Raw genomic sequence first — 18,489 nt, 5'->3', positions numbered from 1 at the left:
TGAGGAACTAAGCTGTTCAAGGGGATAGTGGATGCTTTAAAAATTTTTTATTTTTTCCCTTGAAAGTCATTTTTGACGACCTTATATCTAGTTGTGAAGAGGGTGACTGGCTTGCTAGAGACTAGAAGACCAGCCCTCTGAAATCGCTAAAACGAGATCGCTCAGAAGAGGATATGGCGTTTTAGCACACAACTTAAACCTTTAGATTCAATATCATGTCTCCGAGCCAAACCAAGGCCAGTGGAATGATAAGAATCTCTTAGTTCGGCGTTGGTTTTTGCATAAACACGCCAGTAGGATGAAACTCATCTGAACTAAGACTATTGCTTAATTAAGAGGATAGATTTATGCGTAATGTAGATTTCTCACCACTATACCGTAATGCAATTGGCTTTGATCGTCTACTAAACCTGATGGAAGCGAATACAGCGAAAAATACTTCTGGCGGTTACCCTCCATACAACATTGAGCAAAAAGACGAGCACAACTACCGTATTACTATGGCCGTTGCTGGCTTTGCTGAAGAACAGCTCGATCTGACTCAAAACGAAAACATGTTGATTGTGAAGGGCGAACGTAAAGCAGAAGAAGGCAAAAACTACGTTTACCAAGGTATTGCAGAACGTGATTTTGAACGTAAATTCCAGCTAGCGGATTACGTAAAAGTCGTGGGTGCATCAATGGAAAACGGTCTGCTTCATATCGATTTAGTTCGTGAAATCCCTGAAGCCATGCAACCACGTAAGATTGCTATCGGTGGTAACAACCTGATTGAGAACAACTAATCAGTTAACCACCCGGTTATAGAATGAGAAAGAGCGCCATATCGGCGCTCTTTTTAGTTTGGGGGTTTTCAAATCCGCTATTTTAAAGCCGTAATTTCAAAGAGAAGAACGGCTGAGTTCAATCCGTCTATTTACCTTCGCGGTAAGCCTTTTCCACTTCTTCAGCGATAATCGCAATGCCTTTTTGCATCATCTCATCATCTTGAACGTAGTTCATACGCAGGCATTGGTGCGCGTGATCCCACTCGTCTTGCTGACCAATAAAGAAATATTCACCAGGGACAATCAATACGCCACGCGCTTTCAAGCGTTGGTACAGTTCCATTGTTGTGATTGGCAGTTCATCAAACCATAACCACAAGAAGATAGCGCCTTCCGGCTTGTGGATGCGGAATCGCTCATCGGTAATTGCTTGTTGGAGCAGTTCAACCGCACGTTGTGATTTTTGCTTGTAGAACGGCTTAATCACCTCTGAACTCAGTTTAAGCAGATCACCTTTGCCAATTATATGGTTTGCTAGCGCTGGACCAACACTGCCCGGCGCTAGGCTGATGATGCCGTTCATATTGGTTAACGCTTGAGTGATTTCTTCACTCGCAATCACAATGCCACAACGCCCGCCCGGTAAACCAAGCTTAGATAGGCTCATGCATAGGATGGTGTTTTCATTCCAGAACGGTTCGACATCTTCAAAGATGATGTTCGGGAAAGGTAGACCGTAGGCGTTATCGATGATCAGTGGGATGTTGTTCTCACGTGCTAGCTTGTCCAGCTTACGTACTTCTTCATCTGTCAGTACATTACCCGTTGGGTTAGTTGGGCGAGACGCGCAGATTGCCGCAACAGAGTCGTCGACGGTTAGCTGCTCAAAATCGACGTGGTATTTAAACAGGCCGTTATCTAACAGCTCGATTTCTGGGTGGTAAGAGATAAAGATATCTTCATCAATGCCAGCATCACCATAACCGATGTATTCAGGCGCGATAGGCAGTAGCACTTTCTTGTGCGAACCGTCTGGCTGTTTACCTGCCAACAAGTTGAACAAGTAGAAAAAGCCACTTTGGCTACCGTTAGTTAGGCTGATGTTTTTTTCGGAAATATCCCAGCCGTAAGTTTCACGGAATAACTGAGCTAGCGCTTTGACGAACGCGTCTTTACCCTGCGGGCCATCGTAGTTGGCGAGGGCGGCGACGAGCTCCCCACTGGCGAGCATTTCCTCACTGGCTTGGTGAAAGTAATCGAGCATGGCAGGAATGGCGGCAGGATTACCTCCACCGAGCATGATGGCACCTGGTGTGCGCAGACCATCGTTCAAATCGTCCATTAACTGCGTAATACCTGAATACTGATTAAATTTTTCACCAAACTTTGAGAACTGCATGCTGACTTATACCTAATTCATTGTGATTGCTTTGTGTATGTTTATGCCGATGTTTTATCGGCTTATCGAGTAATCCTTGACCTTACCTCAATGTGTAATTAACGCAAAGTGTGAATTAAGCCGAAAAAGAAAAAAGTGCGTCATCAGACCAGAGGAACGAGACAAAAGGGCAAAAAGAACAATAAAAAAGGGAAGCTTATGCTTCCCTTGCTGGTGGAGAGAGTGTGATTTACTCACCGGTGTAAACAATCAGCACCTTGTCGTCTTGGTATTGGCGTTCGAACGCGTAGTAACCTTCTTGGTTGCGAGTGATGTGCTTACCTTGAGCTACCGCTGGGTGGCGTTTACGGAATTCGCCCAACTTTTGCCAATGTTGCAGTAGATCTTCTCGCTCGCCATGAATCTTATCCCATGGCATATCTGAGCGTGTGCCTTGGTGGGTGTCTGAACCAGTAATGCCAAAATCACGAGCTATCTCATCACCGTAATAGATCTGTACTGCACCGGGAGCCAGCATCAGTGCATTCGCGGCACGAGCTTGGTCATCAAAACTGCGGCTGCGAGCCGACCAAAACAGCTGTGTATCGTGTGAAGACAGGTAGCTCAACACATTGAACTCAGGATCGGTATTGATGCGTTCTGCATAACGGCGGTAATCATTATCAAGTTGAGCGAAACACTTCAGCGCTTTTGGTGCTACATCAGATTGGAACTCGAAGTTGATGATGGAGTCGAAGCCGTTATCGAAATACGGGCTTTTCACCACGCTGTGTGCCCATACTTCACCTGTCATCCAGAAAGGTAGGTCATCCAAGGCTTTGTCCGGGTTGTTTTGTTTCCATTGAGCAAGCGCTTGGGTGGTGCTGGCTTTCAACTCTGCCCACGCTTCCATTTCAACGTGTTTAGCGGTGTCGACACGGAAGCCGTCAATGCCATAGTCGCGCACCCAATCGGATAACCACGTAATCAGATGTTCACGTGGGGTTTGCAGCTCATCTTGCGCATTGGTGTCTTTATTGCGGAAGAAGTTTGGTAATCCGGTTTTCTGAGTCGATTCGGTTTTGAGATCCGGTAGGTAGTTCAAAGACATGGTGATGTCGTTGTAGCCCGGAGCATCGTAGTCACCAATGTCAGTGCGAATCCAGTCTTTGCCCCACCATTTATCCCACGCTTCGCTATCACCGTATTTGATGTAGTCGTTGAAGCTGTGCCAGCTTTGTCCTGATTTTGGCTGCCAGTCGGTCCATTTTTCACCAAAGACTTCTTTGGCTTCTTGGTCATCAAGGTAAAGCTGACCAAATCCGAATTCCTGCATGTCTGCTAATGTCGCATAACCTGTGTGGTTCATGACCACATCCCAAATCACGCGGATACCTTTCTTATGGGCAGTATCGACGAAGGTTCTGAGTTCATCTTCGGTACCCATGTTGGCATCAAGCTTGGTCCAATCTTGGTGATAGTAGCCGTGGTAGCCGTAGTGCTTAAAGTCGCCTTTATCGCCGCCGCCAACCCAGCCGTGGATTTGTTCCAGTGGTGAGGTTATCCAGATAGCATTGACACCAAGTGATTCGATGTAATCGAGTTTTTTCGTTAGACCCGATAAGTCACCACCGTGGAAGGTACCAATCTCATATTTTCCGTCTTTGCTGCGACCGTAGCTGTTGTCGTTGTCTGGGTTGCCATTGTAGAAGCGGTCGGTCATGACGAAGTACACCGTCGCATTGTCCCAACTGAACGGTTTGTCGGCTTGCTGTTCAACTTCTTCTAGCAGCAATAGACCTTGGCTCATAGGACCCGGTTGCATGGTGACGCTGCCATTGGCGACAGTGGTTTCTTGTCCGGTTAAGGCATCACGAACGACAGTGCCATCATTAAAGGTTTGGGCAACGTTGATGGTTTTTGGCGTGTCAGTTGCGACAGGGCAAGAGTAGGTGATGTCCTGACTCTGTTTTGGTTTGATTTTTACCGTCAGCTCATTGGTGGTTGGATTGAGCGTAAATTGATAGGTATTGGCTTTGAAGATGCGCAGCGGCATTTCTGCGTCAGTGGCGCAGTTATCCATTTTTAATGGACGATTGAATTTGATGCGATCTTCTTCTGCTAGGGCAAAGCTACTGCCACAGCTTTGATTACTGTCGGCAATGGTAAAGGTGTAGCTGCCTTTTTCGAGTTTTTGCTCAGCGACAAGTAAGCCTTGTGAGTTTTCCTCAAAAACAGCAGTGTCATCACCAACGTTTAATACGATGGCATTTTCTGGTATCTGGCTGCAGGCGCTCAGTAGACCGATAGAGAGTGCGAGAATTGTTTTTTTCATTGTGTCCTTCCCCCGAATAAACAGTCCAGTTATAGCAAAACTGTGCCTCTACAATCCGAGCTCTACACCAACAAGTTAAACGCGTCTCACCCTACAAATTTTAGTCTTGTTCACAAAATGAATAATAAGCGTCACCTTCATCGGTTTGAAGGCAACAAAAAAGGGAAGCATCAGCTTCCCTTTTAGTTATTTCTTAATCACTTCGAAGAGTAATGAATTACTTTTGAAGCAAAGAAATGTCTGCGATCTGTAGGAACAGGTTACGCAGGTTGTTCAGTAGTGTCAGACGGTTCTTCTTAAGTACTTCGTCGTCTGCCATTACCATTACGTTATCAAAGAACGCATCAACTGGTTCACGTAGGTCAGCTAGCTTGCTTAGGGCTTCTTGGTAGTTACCTGTAGCAAATGCTGGCTCTAGCGCTTCAGTCATTACTTCAACGCTTTCTGCTAGTGCTTTCTCTGCGTCTTCTTGTAGAAGTGCTAGGTCGATGTCTGCTGCTAGTTCGCCGTCGAATTTCGCTAGGATATTACCTACACGTTTGTTCGCTGCTGCTAGAGACTCTGCTGCTTCTAGTTCACGGAAGTGAGAAACCGCTTTAACTCGTTGGTCGAAGTCTGCTGGTTTCGTCGGACGACGAGCTAGAACCGCTTGAATGATGTCTACGCTGAAGCCTTCGTCTTGGTACCAAGCACGGAAACGACCAAGCATGAACTCGATAACGTCTTGCTCAACGTTGTCGTTGGTTAGGCGGTCGCCAAACAGTGACTTCGCTTTCGCGACTAGGTCAACAAGATCTAGGTTGTAGCCGTATTCAACGATGATACGTAGTACACCTAGAGATGCGCGGCGAAGTGCGAATGGGTCGCTGCCTTTAGGCGCTTGACCAATACCGAAGATACCTACGATAGTGTCTAGCTTGTCTGCCATTGCAACTGCAGTTGAAACGCCGTTAGATGGTAGTTCATCACCTGCGAAACGAGGCATGTATTGCTCGTTCAGTGCGACTGCAACTTCTTCTGCTTCACCGTCGTGGCGAGCATAGTGCATACCCATAACACCTTGAGTATCCGTGAATTCGAATACCATTGAGGTCATTAGGTCACATTTTGCTAGTAGACCAGCACGCTTTGATTTCTCAACGTCAGCACCGATTTGCTCAGCAATGTAGCCAGCAAGTTCTGTGATGCGGTCTGTTTTGTCTTTGATCGTACCCAGTTGCTTTTGGAAGATCGCTTGCTCTAGTTCAGGTAGACGGTCGATAAGCGGACGCTTACGGTCTGTGTTGAAGAAGAACTCTGCGTCAGCAAGACGAGGGCGAACTACTTTCTCGTTACCTTCGATTACGTAACGAGGCTCTTTTGATTCGATGTTCGATACGAAGATGAAGTTAGGTAGTAGCTTCTTGTTTTCGTCATAAACAGGGAAGTACTTCTGGTCACCTTTCATGGTGTAAACCAACGCTTCAGAAGGCACTTTTAGGAACTCTTCTTCAAACTTCGCTGTTAGTACCACTGGCCATTCAACCAGAGACGTTACTTCTTCTACTAGGTCATCTTCTAGGTCAGCGATACCGCCAACCGCTGCTGCCGCTTTTTGTGCGTCAGCGAGGATGATTGCTTTACGCGCTTCGTAATCTGCCATTACTTTACCGCGCTCTTCTAGGATCTCAGGGTATTGTTCAGCAGAATCGATAGTGAACTCTTGCTCACCCATGAAGCGGTGACCACGGATAGTGCGGTCAGAAGCGACACCAAGGATCTCGCCTTCGATTAGGTCGCTGCCCATTAGCATGGTTAGCGTCTTAACTGGACGGATAAATTGAGTCGTTTTGTTACCCCAGCGCATTGGCTTTGCGATAGGTAGGTTTGCTAGTGCTTTCGCTGCAAGTTCAACTACGATCTCAGACGTTGGCTGACCTTTCACTTCTTGTTTGAACAGTAGCCATTCACCTTTGTCTGTAGCCATGCGCTCTGCTTGGTCAACCGTGATGCCACAACCGCGTGCCCAGCCTTGAGCCGCTTTTGTTGGGTTGCCTTCCGCGTCAAACGCTGCAGAAACCGCAGGACCACGCTTTTCAACAACTTTGTCAGACTGGCTGTCTGCTAGTGCTGCGACTTTAAGTGCAAGACGACGAGGTGCCGCGAACCATTTCACGCCTTCGTGAGCAAGCTCAGCGCCTTTTAGTTCTGCTTCGAAGTTTGCTGCGAATGCTTCAGCTAGAGTGCGAAGTTGCGTTGGTGGTAGCTCTTCTGTACCTAGCTCGATTAGAAATTCTTTTGCCATGTTACTCTACCCCTTACGCTTGTTCTTTCTTACACATTGGGAAGCCAAGAGCTTCACGCGATGCGTAGTATGCTTCTGCAACTGCTTTCGTCAGGTTGCGGATGCGTAGGATGTAACGTTGGCGTTCAGTTACTGAGATCGCTTTACGTGCGTCTAGTAGGTTGAATGCGTGACCGGCTTTTAGGATGCGCTCGTAAGCAGGTAGTGGCAGTGGCTTTTCAAGCTCAAGTAGCTCTTTACACTCTTTTTCACACTGTTCGAAGAAGCCAAATAGGAATTCAACGTCTGCGTGCTCGAAGTTGTAAGTCGATTGCTCTACTTCATTTTGGTGGAAGATGTCACCGTAAGTCACTTTGCTGCCGTCTGGTGCGATGTTCCAAACTAGGTCGTAAACAGAGTCTACTTCTTGGATGTACATTGCTAGACGTTCGATACCGTAAGTGATCTCACCAGTTACTGGCTTACACTCAAGACCACCAACTTGCTGGAAGTAAGTAAACTGAGTCACTTCCATGCCGTTTAGCCAAACTTCCCAGCCCAGACCCCATGCGCCTAGTGTTGGGTTTTCCCAGTTGTCTTCTACGAAACGGATGTCGTGTACAAGAGGGTCAATACCAAGAACTTCAAGGGAGCCAAGGTACAACTCTTGAATATTGTCAGGCGATGGTTTTAGCGCTACTTGGAATTGGTAGTAGTGCTGAAGACGGTTAGGGTTTTCACCGTAACGGCCATCAGTAGGACGACGTGAAGGTTGTACGTAAGCTGTCGACATTGGCTCTGGGCCAAGCGCTCGTAGACAGGTCATTGGGTGAGAGGTACCCGCACCCACTTCCATATCTAGCGGTTGAACAATGGTACAACCATTTTGAGCCCAATAATCCTGCAGCGCGAGGATCATTCCCTGGAAGGTTTTGATATCGTATTTTTGCATAAGTCAGGTTCGCGCGATTCTCTTGTTACTCGTTAATTCGTCATCTATGCCGAGTTTTTCAACTCTAACAACGGCGATAAAGAGTAATTACGGTTGAATAAATTAACAATCTAGTATAACCAGATATTGAGCATGGGAGTAGAGCTAATCTTGATTAATTCGTGGGCGATTTTCTCCTTTAATGAATTTTTACCGCGTTATCTGCTGTATTTTTCCTAAAAGGGAGTTTTTGCCTGCTTTGGCTCTTGAGAAGCGCAACAAAGGTGGCTAGAATTGCGCCTGTCTTTGGGGAGTAGCTTACCTGATGAAGTTTCTGTTTCATCTGGTTCGTCCGTCAACATAATTGGTGCAAAATCACCATGGCGTTCGAGACTTGAAGCCTTTCAAGTTTAGCAAGACCTTAGACAAATCATCACGAACCGGGGTAGGGGCGTGAGGTTTGTCTTCGGTTAAAAATAATAATCCCTGCCCCAATGAGCATGTCGTGAGCGTTTTAGCTATTTCAATTACTACTGTAGCGTTAGCAGAAATTGGCGATAAGACCCAATTGCTATCTCTATTACTCGCAAGTCGTTACCGAAAACCAATCCCAATTATTGCAGCAATCTTTTTGGCAACTATTGCCAACCACGCTTTGGCTGCATGGTTAGGTGTGGTTGTCGCAGACTATCTATCACCTGAGATTTTAAAGTGGGTGCTGGTGGTCAGTTTTGTCGCGATGGCGGCTTGGGTTCTGATCCCGGACAAACTGGATGATGACGAGCAGATTTCTAATCGAGGCCCATTTATTGCCAGCTTTATCGCGTTCTTCGTTGCGGAGATAGGCGATAAAACTCAGATCGCCACTTCCATCTTAGGGGCGCAATACGCGGATGCGTTAAGTTTGGTGATTATCGGTACCACAATCGGTATGCTGCTGGCGAATGTACCTGTGGTCCTGATTGGTAAATTGTCGGCCGACAAGATGCCTTTAGGGCTGATCCGTAAAATCACCGCATTTTTGTTTATTGCTCTGGCAATAGGGGCTGCACTGTTCTGATTTTTTGCACGTGAAATGATGTGAGTTATCAATCATTAGTGGCGTGCTGCGCGAGTTCAAACTCTGACTCAAAATCGTTCCGTTGCGTGACGGATGACATATAAGTGTCATACTTGTCATGGTAGTTTAATGGTGTGAATGATAGCGAGAGGGCAAGTTTATGCTTACACGTTACATGGGGATGTCCCCGAAGAGTCAGAGTTATTTATTCACTTTTGGTTTAGCGCTGTGTTTACTAGCGATGGTGCTAACTGATATGTGGTTACCGATTGTAGCAGGATCGTTCGTTCTTACTGGATTGACAGTAGAAGCGTGGATTCGTGTCGCTCACATCATTCCTATGCATGAAGAGATGCGGGCAATGAAGAAACAACTTAACAAGCTCCAATCAGAAGTTCGCACACTCGAATACGACGAATAAACAAACGGCAGCCAATATAGGCTGCCGTTTTTAGTTCGACCAGATTATTCCAATCCTTTCTTGATCAGGTACTGATACGGAACTTGCTCCGTTTGTGCCGCAACTAATTGATGGTCCATAAAGCGGCAGAAACTCGGAATGTCTCGAGTTGTGGATGGATCGTCTGCTTTGACCAGCAAAATCTCACCATCTTGCATGTTGCGAATTGTCTTCCTGACCATCATCACTGGCTCTGGGCAGCGCAGTCCTTCCGCCTCTAATGTCTTGTTTGCCAGTTCAGGATTAAAGCTCATAGTGTGATTCTCGTAACTAACTGAGCGTTGAATTTTACTTTCGTTGAAAAAATATTCAATAACCACTTGGCAAACCGAATTTTTTGTTTTACCTTAAATTAACAATTTGGTAACAACTGGCAAGGGAGAGGCAATGTTAACAGCGTTAGACAGACTTACGATTTACTCAGTGCTGTGTTTTATCTCGTTTTGTGCATTGGTACTCAGGACGCCAGCTGACACCTCTTTGACGCCTCTAGTAGGCATGGTTGCCACTATTATTGGGATTTGGATCGAGATGCGCAGATGGTCTGGCGCATCTGAGCAAGAAAATTAGCGCTTCTTGCTTGGATCAGAATGCTTTTAATAACGCTCACCTATTTTTACCGACACTTCATTCCGACACTATCCCCATTTTTCTTGGGCTTCCCCGCTGAAAGGCGGGATTTTTTTTGCCTAAAGAGTACAATTTACCCAAACACATACAAAATAAGTGGCTAATTCGTGGAACTGGAAGACATCTATCGCCGAGATTTAAATTTACTGGTTGCGTTGCGAGTACTGATAGAAGAAAACAGTGTCAGTAAGGCGGCAACACGTCTGAACTTGAGTCAATCGGCAATGAGTCGTGTGCTTGGTCGTCTACGCGACTTATTGGGAGACCCGCTGTTTACTCGTCAGGGACAGCATTTGATCCCAACTCAGAAAGCGTTAGAGATCGATCGCTCATTGGGCGAACCATTAGAGTCTTTACGTCAGTTGTTATCTCCGGTTGAGTTTGACCCATTGCAATGCGTACAGACTTTCAACATCGTGACCACCGACTATGCCATGCAAACGATCTTACCGTTCGCTTTGCCGAGAATTTACCAAGAAGCGCCAAACGTGTCTTTCAACTTCTTACCACTGCAACACGACCGTTTATCAGATCAGCTCACTTATGAAGGTGCAGACTTAGCGATTTGTCGCCCGACAGGCCCGGTGGAGCCTCTACGCAGTGAAGTGTTGGGGCGAGTGGGGGTGCTGTGTATGCTTTCAAAACAGCATCCATTAGCGAATAAAGAAATGAGCTTGGATGATTATCTGAGTCATCCACATGCCATGATCGCCATCAGTGATGGTGTTAAGGCACTGATCGAACAAGCTTTGATGGAGAAACCTAAGCGTAAAATGGTCCTGCGGGCGTACCATTTAGAAGCCGCATTGGCGATCATGGATACCTTGCCAATTATCATCACAGTGCCAGCGGATTTGGCGTATCTGGTTGCCGAGCGTTATGACTTGGTGGTGAAACCGTTACCATTCCAATTCACGCCGTTTGAATACTCGATGATTTGGCATGCGCGTTGCGAGCATTCTCCCGCTCAAGAATGGTTAAGAACGATTGTGCGTGAAGAGTGTAGTCGTCTGATAGCTAAACGTATCGAAGATATGGGACTGAACTGCTAACAAAAAAGAGCCAGCAATGCCGGCTCTTCGTCTGTTTACACTGAGTCAGTGTTTATAGCTTGATAACCACACGACCCGTTACTTGACCGTTGGTGATGTCTTCTGCATATTTCGGTGCTTCAGCAAGAGCAACTTCAGTACACGCTTGCTCGAAGTAGCTGTCTGGTAGTAGCTCTACCAGCTTTTCCCATGCAGCGATACGTTTCTCTGTTGGGCACATTACTGAGTCCACACCTTGTAGGCGAACATTACGTAGGATGAACGGCATCACTGTGGTTGGTAGATCAAAACCACCTGCAAGACCACAAGCTGCAACTGCACTGTTGTAATCCATTTGCGCCAATACTTTTGCTAGTACTTTGCTGCCTACAGTATCAACCGCACCTGCCCATACTTGTTTTTCAAGCGGACGTGCTGGTTCTTCAAATTCAGTACGGTCGATGATGCGGCTAGCACCTAGTTTTTCAAGTAGCGGGCCATTTTTCTCTACACGACCTGTCACTGCAGCAACTTTGTAGCCAAGCTGTGCTAGAAGCGTTACTGCGACTGAGCCTACACCGCCACTTGCGCCAGTTACTAGGATTTCGCCATTTTCAGGTTTGATGCCTGCATCAAGCAGTGCTTGAACACACAGCATACCAGTGAAGCCAGCAGTACCAACCATCATTGCTTTCTTGCTGTCTAGACCTTTTGGTAGTGGTACTAGCCAATCCGCTTTTAGACGAGCACGCTGAGACATACCACCCCAGTGGTTTTCACCCACGCCCCAGCCAGTAAGGACAACTTTGTCACCAACTTGGTAGCGGTCGTCTTCTGAGCTTACTACCGTACCTGCTAGGTCAATACCTGGCACCATCGGGAAGTTACGGATGATTTTACCTTTACCTGTGATCGCAAGACCGTCTTTGTAGTTTAACGATGAGTAATCAACGTCAATCAGAACGTCGCCTTCAGGCAGTTGTGTTTCATCGATTTGCTCGATGTTAGCGATAGTACGTTTGTCTTCTTGATTTAGAACTAGAGCATTAAACATAAGGTTCTCCGATTGTGCGGTAGCATGACTCTGGGTCACATGCAGCAAGATATCAACTGGTCTAAGTGTATGTCTTCTTTGTCTATGAATAAAATGAAACTTGAGCATTTAATGTATGCTCTTCATGCATGTTTGATGTAAAACAAAGGGCGACATCAATTGTCGCCCTTAAGTGTAATACTAAAAATTTTAGTACTAGTTCATTTGCTTATGATTGTTGGCTCGATCACTACAACAACGTCTTGAACTGTTATGGTCGTTCAAATACTGTCGCAATGCCCTGACCCAAACCGATACACATGGTGGCCAGACCGTATTTCGCGTCTTTCGCTTCCATTAGGTTGATCAACGTTGTTGAGATACGTGAACCAGAACAGCCTAGTGGATGACCCAATGCTATCGCACCACCGTTAAGGTTGACCTTCTCATCCATAACATCAAGCAGGCCTAAGTCTTTAGCACACGGCAGAGACTGCGCGGCAAATGCTTCGTTTAGCTCAACCACATCCATGTCTTCAATTGAAAGACCGGCACGCTTGAGCGCTTTTTTCGTCGCAGGTACAGGACCGTAACCCATAATAGAAGGATCGCAGCCCGCAATGGCCATGCCTTTAATACGTGCACGAATCTTCAAGCCAAGCTCATTGGCTTTCTCTTCACTCATGATCAACATCGCTGATGCACCATCAGACAGAGCCGATGATGTACCGGCTGTTACTGTACCGTTTGCAGGGTCGAACACTGGGCGAAGTTGAGATAGACCTTCAACGGATGTTTCAGGGCGAATCACTTCGTCGTAATCCAGAGTGAACAGTGTGCCGTCTGCTGCGTGGCCTTCAATTGGTAGAATTTCGTTTTTAAAACGACCCTCTACGGTTGCTGCGTGCGCACGAGCGTGAGAGCGAGCGGCAAACTCGTCTTGTTGCTCACGGCTAATACCATGTAATTTACCAAGCATTTCAGCCGTTAAGCCCATCATACCCGCAGCTTTTGCTACGTTCTTTGACATACCTGGGTGAAAGTCTACACCGTGGTTCATTGGCACATGCCCCATGTGCTCAACACCACCAATTAGGCAGATTTCAGCATCGCCAGTCATGATGGCACGTGTACCGTCGTGAAGCGCTTGCATTGATGAGCCACACAAGCGGTTCACCGTCACGGCGCCAATTTCAATCGGCAGACCAGCAAGCAGCGCCGCATTACGTGCAACGTTAAAGCCTTGCTCTAGTGTTTGCTGTACACAGCCCCAGTAGATGTCTTCAATCTCGCTTGGGTTCACTTGTGGGTTACGCGCAAGAATGCCTTTCATTAGGCGCGCAGATAGATCTTCTGCTCGTGTATGACGGAAAGCACCACCTTTAGAGCGACCCATTGGAGTACGTAGACAATCGACTACGACAACATTTCTTGTTTGATTAGTCATTTTAGAATCCCTCCTTAGATAGAACCTTGCTGTTGTGCACCGTAAAAGCTTTCACCTTTCGCCGCCATATCAATCAGCATTTGCGGTACTTGGTACATCGCACCTAGCTCGGCGTGTTGTTTTGCCATTTCAACGTATTCAGCAATACCCACGCTGTCTAGATAGCGGAATACGCCACCGCGGAATGGAGGGAAACCAAGACCATAAACCAATGCCATATCTGCTTCCTGCGGAGTCGCGATGATGCCTTCTTGTAGGCACAGCACCACTTCGTTAATCATTGGAATCATCATACGTTGAATGATGGTCTGATCGTCAAAGTCCTGCTTATCGGCACAAACGTCAGCAAGTACCGGTAAGATCGCTTCGGAGAAGGTTTTCTTCGGCTTACCTTTTTTATCTATGGTGTAGCTGTAGAAGCCATTACCATTTTTCTGACCATATTTGTCTGCTTCGAACAGTGCATCAATCGCATCACGACCTTGTTTACCCATACGCTCAGGGAAACCGTCAGCCATCACAGCTTGTGCGTGGTGCGCGGTATCAATGCCGACTACGTCAAGCAAGTACGCCGGTCCCATCGGCCAGCCAAACTTACGCTCCATGACTTTGTCGATTTTCGTAAAGTCAGCACCATCACGAAGTAGCATGCTGAAGCCGCCAAAGTATGGGAACAATACGCGGTTAACGAAGAACCCTGGGCAGTCATTAACGACAATTGGTGATTTGCCCATTTTCGCAGCATACGCCACAACACGATTGATGGTTTCATCAGAGGTGTGCTCACCACGGATGATCTCAACAAGAGGCATACGATGCACTGGGTTGAAGAAGTGCATACCACAGAAGTTTTCTGGGCGTTTTAGTGATTTTGCCAATAGGTTGATAGGAATCGTTGAGGTGTTTGAGGTGATAACGGTGTCGTCACCGACATGGGATTCAACTTCACTTAAAACTGCTGCTTTTACTTTCGGGTTTTCAACGACAGCTTCAACAATCACATCAGAGTTTTCAATACCTGCGTAATGTAAGCTCGGTGTGATTGACGCTAAAATACCCGCCATCTTAAAGCCATCAATGCGACCGCGAGATAAGCGTTTATTCAGCAGCTTAGATGCTTCAGTCATGCCTAGGTCGAGCGACCCTTGCGCGATGTCTTTCATTAAGACTGGCACACCTTTTAGCGCTGATTGGTAAGCAATGCCGCCACCCATGATACCTGCACCTAATACGGCTGCACGTTGCGTGTCTTTACTTGCTGACTTCGCTGCTTTTTTCGCAATGCCTTTGATGTATTGATCATTAAGGAATAGGCCAACGAGTGATTTTGCTTCTTCCGATTTAGCCAATTTCACGAAGTGCTTACGTTCAATGTCTAACGCTTCATTACGTGCAAAGCGAGCACCTTCTTCAATCGTGATAACGGCTGTCATTGGGGCAGGGTAGTGAGGACCTGCTTTTTGTGCCACCAGACCCTTCGCCATGGTGAAGCTCATCATTGATTCAAGCTTACTCAGCGTTAGCGGAGATGTTTTCTGTGCTCGGCGTGCTTGCCAGTCAAGTTTCTCGTTAATTGCAGAGTTAAGAGTTTGTAGTGCTGATTCGTATAAAGCATCAGTCTCTACAACAGCATCGAGTAAGCCAATTTTCAATGCTTCATCAGCTCGGCATGCTTTACCTTGGGTGATGATTTCCATTGCGCTGTCTGCGCCAATAACGCGAGGCAAGCGTACACAACCACCAAAGCCAGGCATGATTCCCAGTTTCGTTTCTGGTAGGCCGATGCTGGTGGTTTTGTCACCAATACGCATGTCTGTTGCTAGCACACATTCACAACCGCCACCAAGAGCGTGGCCTTTGATCACTGAGATGGTCGGAACGGGTAAGTCTTCTAATTTGTTAAAGATGCTATTAGCAAATTGCAGCCATTGGTCGAGCTCGGCATCCGTTTTAGCAAACAGACCTAAAAACTCGGTAATGTCTGCGCCTACAATGAATGCGTCTTTATCTGAAGTGAGCAACAACCCCTTGAGGCCTTGATGGGCAATGAGCGCATCAAGAGCTTTATCTAGCGATTCTAATGTCGCTAGGTCGAGTTTGTTGACGGATTTTGGAGAGCAGAAGCTTAGCTCTGCAATACCATCTTGTATTTCCTTTACCTGTAGGGTTTCGGCTTGGTAAATCATTGTCTATCTCCATGACATACAATCGTGGATTGTCTGTATACCTATTTCAACGACGCCGTGTACCTCGGCAAATAGGTATCGAGGAAGTCGTTTTATTTTTGTTCTGGTTTGACCAGTAAAGTTAGTTTGGATCGTGGATTGTCTAATTTCAATACATTTTTTAAACAAGTGTTTAACATTGTGCGCTGTGGCAGATCTTATGCGACGGGTAAATCACACTCGTGATAGACTTCAGGCAAATAGACCTGAATCCATAATCCTATGAATGACAAGCCTTATCTGATTCCAGCAGAGCCCGCTCAATTTGAAGAAGAAATTAAAAAGAGCGTCTTCATTACTTATTTGGCACACACGCCAAGTATCGAAGCTGCAAAAGCATTTGTTGATCAAATCAAAGCTAAACACGCTGATGCTAGACATAACTGTTGGGGCTTTGTTGCTGGTCGACCAGAAGATTCGATGCAGTGGGGCTTTAGTGATGATGGAGAACCTTCAGGGACGGCAGGTAAACCGATCCTTGCTCAGCTGTCTGGATCTGGTGTGGGGGAGATCACGGCTGTGGTCACGCGATACTCTGGTGGAATCAAGTTAGGTACAGGCGGCTTGGTTAAAGCGTATGGGGGGGGGTTCAACAAGCGCTCAAGCTGCTTCAAACTATTGAGAAAAAAATAACCACAAAGCTCAGACTAACGTTAGACTATGGGTTTATGCCTATCGCACAATCAATCATGCCGCAATTTGGTGCGATAGAAGTCGAGGCTGAATACAGCGATCAGGTCGTATTAGTGGTGGAAATTGAGCTTCGAGAAGTGAGCGCGTTTACCCAAGCAATCATCAATAAAAGCGGGGCAAAGGCAATTGTCACTCCGCTAGACGGACAATAATGAAAAACAGGAAGCAACAGGGACAGCTTCGCTAGTCAATTTATCCATGCAATTTCGTTCAATTATTCGAATCGTCGGGCTACTGCTCGCACTCTTTAGTGTCACTATGCTTGCGCCAGCACTCGTTGCGCTGATCTATCGAGATGGTGCTGGTGTGCCTTTTGTCACGACATTTTTTGTTCTGCTGTTTTGTGGGGCCGTTTGTTGGTACCCAAACCGCAGGTATAAGCACGAGCTTAAAGCTCGAGATGGCTTTCTTATTGTCGTCTTATTCTGGACAGTACTTGGCAGTGCAGGCTCGATCCCCTTTCTCATTGCTGACAACCCGAACGTCTCAGTGACAGATGCGTTTTTTGAATCGTTTTCTGCTCTCACTACGACCGGGGCGACCGTTATTGTTGGTTTGGATGAGTTACCTAAAGCGATTCTATTCTATCGACAGTTACTGCAGTGGTTCGGCGGTATGGGAATCATCGTATTAGCGGTGGCGATTTTGCCAGTACTTGGCATCGGTGGTATGCAGCTTTACCGCGCCGAGATCCCAGGTCCAGTCAAGGATACTAAAGTGACGCCGCGCATAGCAGAAACTGCTAAGGCGCTTTGGTACATCTATTTGAGCCTGACTATCGCCTGTGCTTCGGCTTTTTGGTTAGCTGGTATGACGCCATTTGACGCCATCAGTCACAGCTTTTCCACCATTGCTATTGGCGGCTTTTCTACCCACGATGCCAGCATCGGATACTTTGATAGTTACGCGATTAACCTGATTACGGTGGTTTTTCTGCTTATATCTGCATGTAATTACACACTGCACTTTGCTGCATTTGCATCAGGTGGCGTACATCCCAAGTATTACTGGAAAGATCCTGAGTTTCGCGCCTTCTTGTTTATTCAAGTGCTGCTATTTATCATTTGCTTTCTATTATTACTGAAACATCACTCTTACACATCGACATACGATGCTTTCGATCAGGCTCTGTTCCAAACCGTATCAATATCCACAACAGCGGGCTTTACGACAACAGGTTTTGCGGATTGGCCGCTCTTCTTACCTGTGCTGTTATTGTTCTCTTCCTTTATAGGTGGTTGTGCTGGTTCAACAGGCGGCGGCATGAAAGTGATCCGTATCCTGCTTCTTACCTTACAAGGTGCGCGTGAACTAAAACGTTTAGTCCATCCACGCGCGGTTTACACCATCAAAGTTGGTGGTAGTGCCCTACCGCAACGTGTTGTCGATGCGGTTTGGGGTTTCTTCTCCGCATACGCATTGGTATTTGTGGTTTGTATGTTGGGGTTGATTGCAACAGGAATGGATGAGCTTAGTGCGTTCTCAGCGGTGGCTGCGACTCTGAACAACCTCGGTCCTGGCTTGGGAGAAGTGGCGCTTCACTTTGGTGATGTTAACGACAAAGCAAAATGGGTATTGATAGTTTCTATGCTGTTTGGTCGTTTGGAAATCTTTACCTTACTTATTCTACTTACGCCGACGTTTTGGCGTAGCTAAGGGGAAATCGTGGCAAAAGCATTATTTCTATACTCTTCCCGCGAAGGGCAGACTAAAAAAATTCTCCACTATATAGATGAACAACTTCCAGATTTCGATTGTGAGCTGGTGGATTTACATAATGTTGAGACGATTGACTTCAGCCAATACGACAGAGTATTGATAGGCGCCTCTATTCGCTATGGCCATCTTAATAAAAAGCTATACCAGTTTATTGAGCGAAACCTCAATCAATTGGAGCAAAATAAAGTGGCATTTTTCTGCGTAAACTTAACCGCTCGTAAAGAGGACCAAGGAAAGGATACACCTGAAGGTAGTGCCTACATTCGCAAGTTCCTAATTAAGTCGCCTTGGAAACCAACGCTAATCGGTGTTTTTGCTGGTGCACTTTATTACCCACGTTATAGCTGGTTCGACAGAACTATGATTAGGTTCATTATGTCGATGACGGGTGGCGAAACCGATACGACCAAAGAGGTGGAGTACACCAATTGGGAAAAAGTGGCTCTTTTCGCAGATAAATTCAGAGAACTGTAGAAATAACGTGCTCTTTTGACCGCTTTTGATGCAAATTTATCCG

15 protein-coding genes and 1 pseudogene are annotated in these 18,489 nt (G+C 46.4%); 8 read left to right on the top strand and 8 right to left on the bottom strand.

Going from position 1 to position 18,489, the window contains the following annotated elements:
• The first annotated feature begins 347 nt into the window (after window positions 1–347).
• Window positions 348–785 (top strand): Hsp20 family protein, encoded by a 438-nt coding sequence (locus tag R7127_RS17130; RefSeq protein WP_005378857.1) that lies wholly within the window; start codon window positions 348–350, stop codon window positions 783–785.
• Window positions 786–912: 127 nt separating this feature from the next.
• Here the strand turns inward: R7127_RS17130 and R7127_RS17125 are convergent, their stop codons facing one another.
• From R7127_RS17125 to glyQ, 4 genes are all read right to left on the bottom strand, one after another.
• Complete coding sequence (locus R7127_RS17125) at window positions 913–2,166, bottom strand: valine--pyruvate transaminase (protein ID WP_005378868.1); 1,254 nt, start codon at window positions 2,164–2,166, stop codon at window positions 913–915.
• Window positions 2,167–2,395: 229 nt separating this feature from the next.
• Window positions 2,396–4,480 (bottom strand): alpha-amylase, encoded by a 2,085-nt coding sequence (locus tag R7127_RS17120; protein ID WP_213962124.1) that lies wholly within the window; start codon window positions 4,478–4,480, stop codon window positions 2,396–2,398.
• A 217-nt stretch (window positions 4,481–4,697) separates the two neighbouring features.
• On the bottom strand, window positions 4,698–6,764 hold the full coding sequence (gene glyS, locus R7127_RS17115; protein ID WP_262585141.1) for a glycine--tRNA ligase subunit beta: 2,067 nt from the start codon (window positions 6,762–6,764) through the stop codon (window positions 4,698–4,700).
• Window positions 6,765–6,777: 13 nt separating this feature from the next.
• Entirely contained in the window at window positions 6,778–7,695 is a 918-nt protein-coding gene (gene glyQ, locus R7127_RS17110; protein WP_005383818.1) for a glycine--tRNA ligase subunit alpha, read from the bottom strand.
• Between the two features lie 484 nt (window positions 7,696–8,179).
• Here glyQ and R7127_RS17105 point away from each other — a divergent pair, with 484 nt between their 5' ends.
• Both R7127_RS17105 and R7127_RS17100 read left to right on the top strand, forming a co-directional pair.
• On the top strand, window positions 8,180–8,734 hold the full coding sequence (locus R7127_RS17105) for a TMEM165/GDT1 family protein (RefSeq protein WP_005378877.1): 555 nt from the start codon (window positions 8,180–8,182) through the stop codon (window positions 8,732–8,734).
• Between the two features lie 160 nt (window positions 8,735–8,894).
• Window positions 8,895–9,155: a hypothetical protein gene (locus tag R7127_RS17100; protein ID WP_005378878.1), complete on the top strand. Its 261-nt coding sequence runs from the start codon at window positions 8,895–8,897 to the stop codon at window positions 9,153–9,155.
• Window positions 9,156–9,199: 44 nt separating this feature from the next.
• Here R7127_RS17100 and tusA read toward each other — a convergent pair whose 3' ends face one another.
• Window positions 9,200–9,448: a sulfurtransferase TusA gene (tusA, locus tag R7127_RS17095; RefSeq protein ID WP_005378879.1), complete on the bottom strand. Its 249-nt coding sequence runs from the start codon at window positions 9,446–9,448 to the stop codon at window positions 9,200–9,202.
• Between the two features lie 133 nt (window positions 9,449–9,581).
• Between tusA and R7127_RS17090 the strand changes: the two genes are divergently transcribed.
• Both R7127_RS17090 and R7127_RS17085 read left to right on the top strand, forming a co-directional pair.
• Window positions 9,582–9,764, top strand: a complete 183-nt coding sequence (locus R7127_RS17090; RefSeq protein WP_005378880.1) for a hypothetical protein — start codon at window positions 9,582–9,584, stop codon at window positions 9,762–9,764.
• Window positions 9,765–9,931: 167 nt separating this feature from the next.
• Window positions 9,932–10,876, top strand: a complete 945-nt coding sequence (locus R7127_RS17085) for a LysR family transcriptional regulator (RefSeq protein ID WP_017821924.1) — start codon at window positions 9,932–9,934, stop codon at window positions 10,874–10,876.
• A gap of 52 nt (window positions 10,877–10,928) precedes the next feature.
• On the opposite strand, the gene R7127_RS17080 is transcribed toward R7127_RS17085, so the two are convergent.
• The 3 genes from R7127_RS17080 to fadB form a co-directional block, all read right to left on the bottom strand.
• A complete protein-coding gene (locus tag R7127_RS17080) occupies window positions 10,929–11,909 on the bottom strand; it encodes an MDR family oxidoreductase (protein ID WP_025768943.1) in 981 nt (326 codons plus the stop codon).
• 250 nt (window positions 11,910–12,159) lie between these two features.
• On the bottom strand, window positions 12,160–13,335 hold the full coding sequence (gene fadA / locus R7127_RS17075; RefSeq protein ID WP_006743176.1) for an acetyl-CoA C-acyltransferase FadA: 1,176 nt from the start codon (window positions 13,333–13,335) through the stop codon (window positions 12,160–12,162).
• A gap of 14 nt (window positions 13,336–13,349) precedes the next feature.
• Complete coding sequence (gene fadB / locus R7127_RS17070; protein ID WP_172563439.1) at window positions 13,350–15,521, bottom strand: fatty acid oxidation complex subunit alpha FadB; 2,172 nt, start codon at window positions 15,519–15,521, stop codon at window positions 13,350–13,352.
• Window positions 15,522–15,782: 261 nt separating this feature from the next.
• On the opposite strand from fadB, the pseudogene R7127_RS17065 reads away from it, so the two are divergent.
• The 3 genes and pseudogenes from R7127_RS17065 to hemG all read left to right on the top strand — a co-directional run bounded on the left by R7127_RS17065 (window position 15,783) and on the right by hemG (window position 18,446).
• Window positions 15,783–16,405 (top strand): annotated as a pseudogene (locus R7127_RS17065) (YigZ family protein).
• A 46-nt stretch (window positions 16,406–16,451) separates the two neighbouring features.
• Window positions 16,452–17,909: a TrkH family potassium uptake protein gene (locus tag R7127_RS17060; protein WP_005378893.1), complete on the top strand. Its 1,458-nt coding sequence runs from the start codon at window positions 16,452–16,454 to the stop codon at window positions 17,907–17,909.
• Between the two features lie 9 nt (window positions 17,910–17,918).
• Window positions 17,919–18,446 (top strand): menaquinone-dependent protoporphyrinogen IX dehydrogenase, encoded by a 528-nt coding sequence (gene hemG / locus R7127_RS17055; protein ID WP_005378894.1) that lies wholly within the window; start codon window positions 17,919–17,921, stop codon window positions 18,444–18,446.
• The last annotated feature ends 43 nt before the right edge of the window (window positions 18,447–18,489 follow it).

It is taken from the genome of Vibrio sp. 1159 (assembly GCF_033340395.1).
Classification (GTDB): Bacteria; Pseudomonadota; Gammaproteobacteria; order Enterobacterales; family Vibrionaceae; genus Vibrio; species Vibrio alginolyticus.
This window is presented reverse-complemented; position numbering and strand designations above follow the sequence as displayed.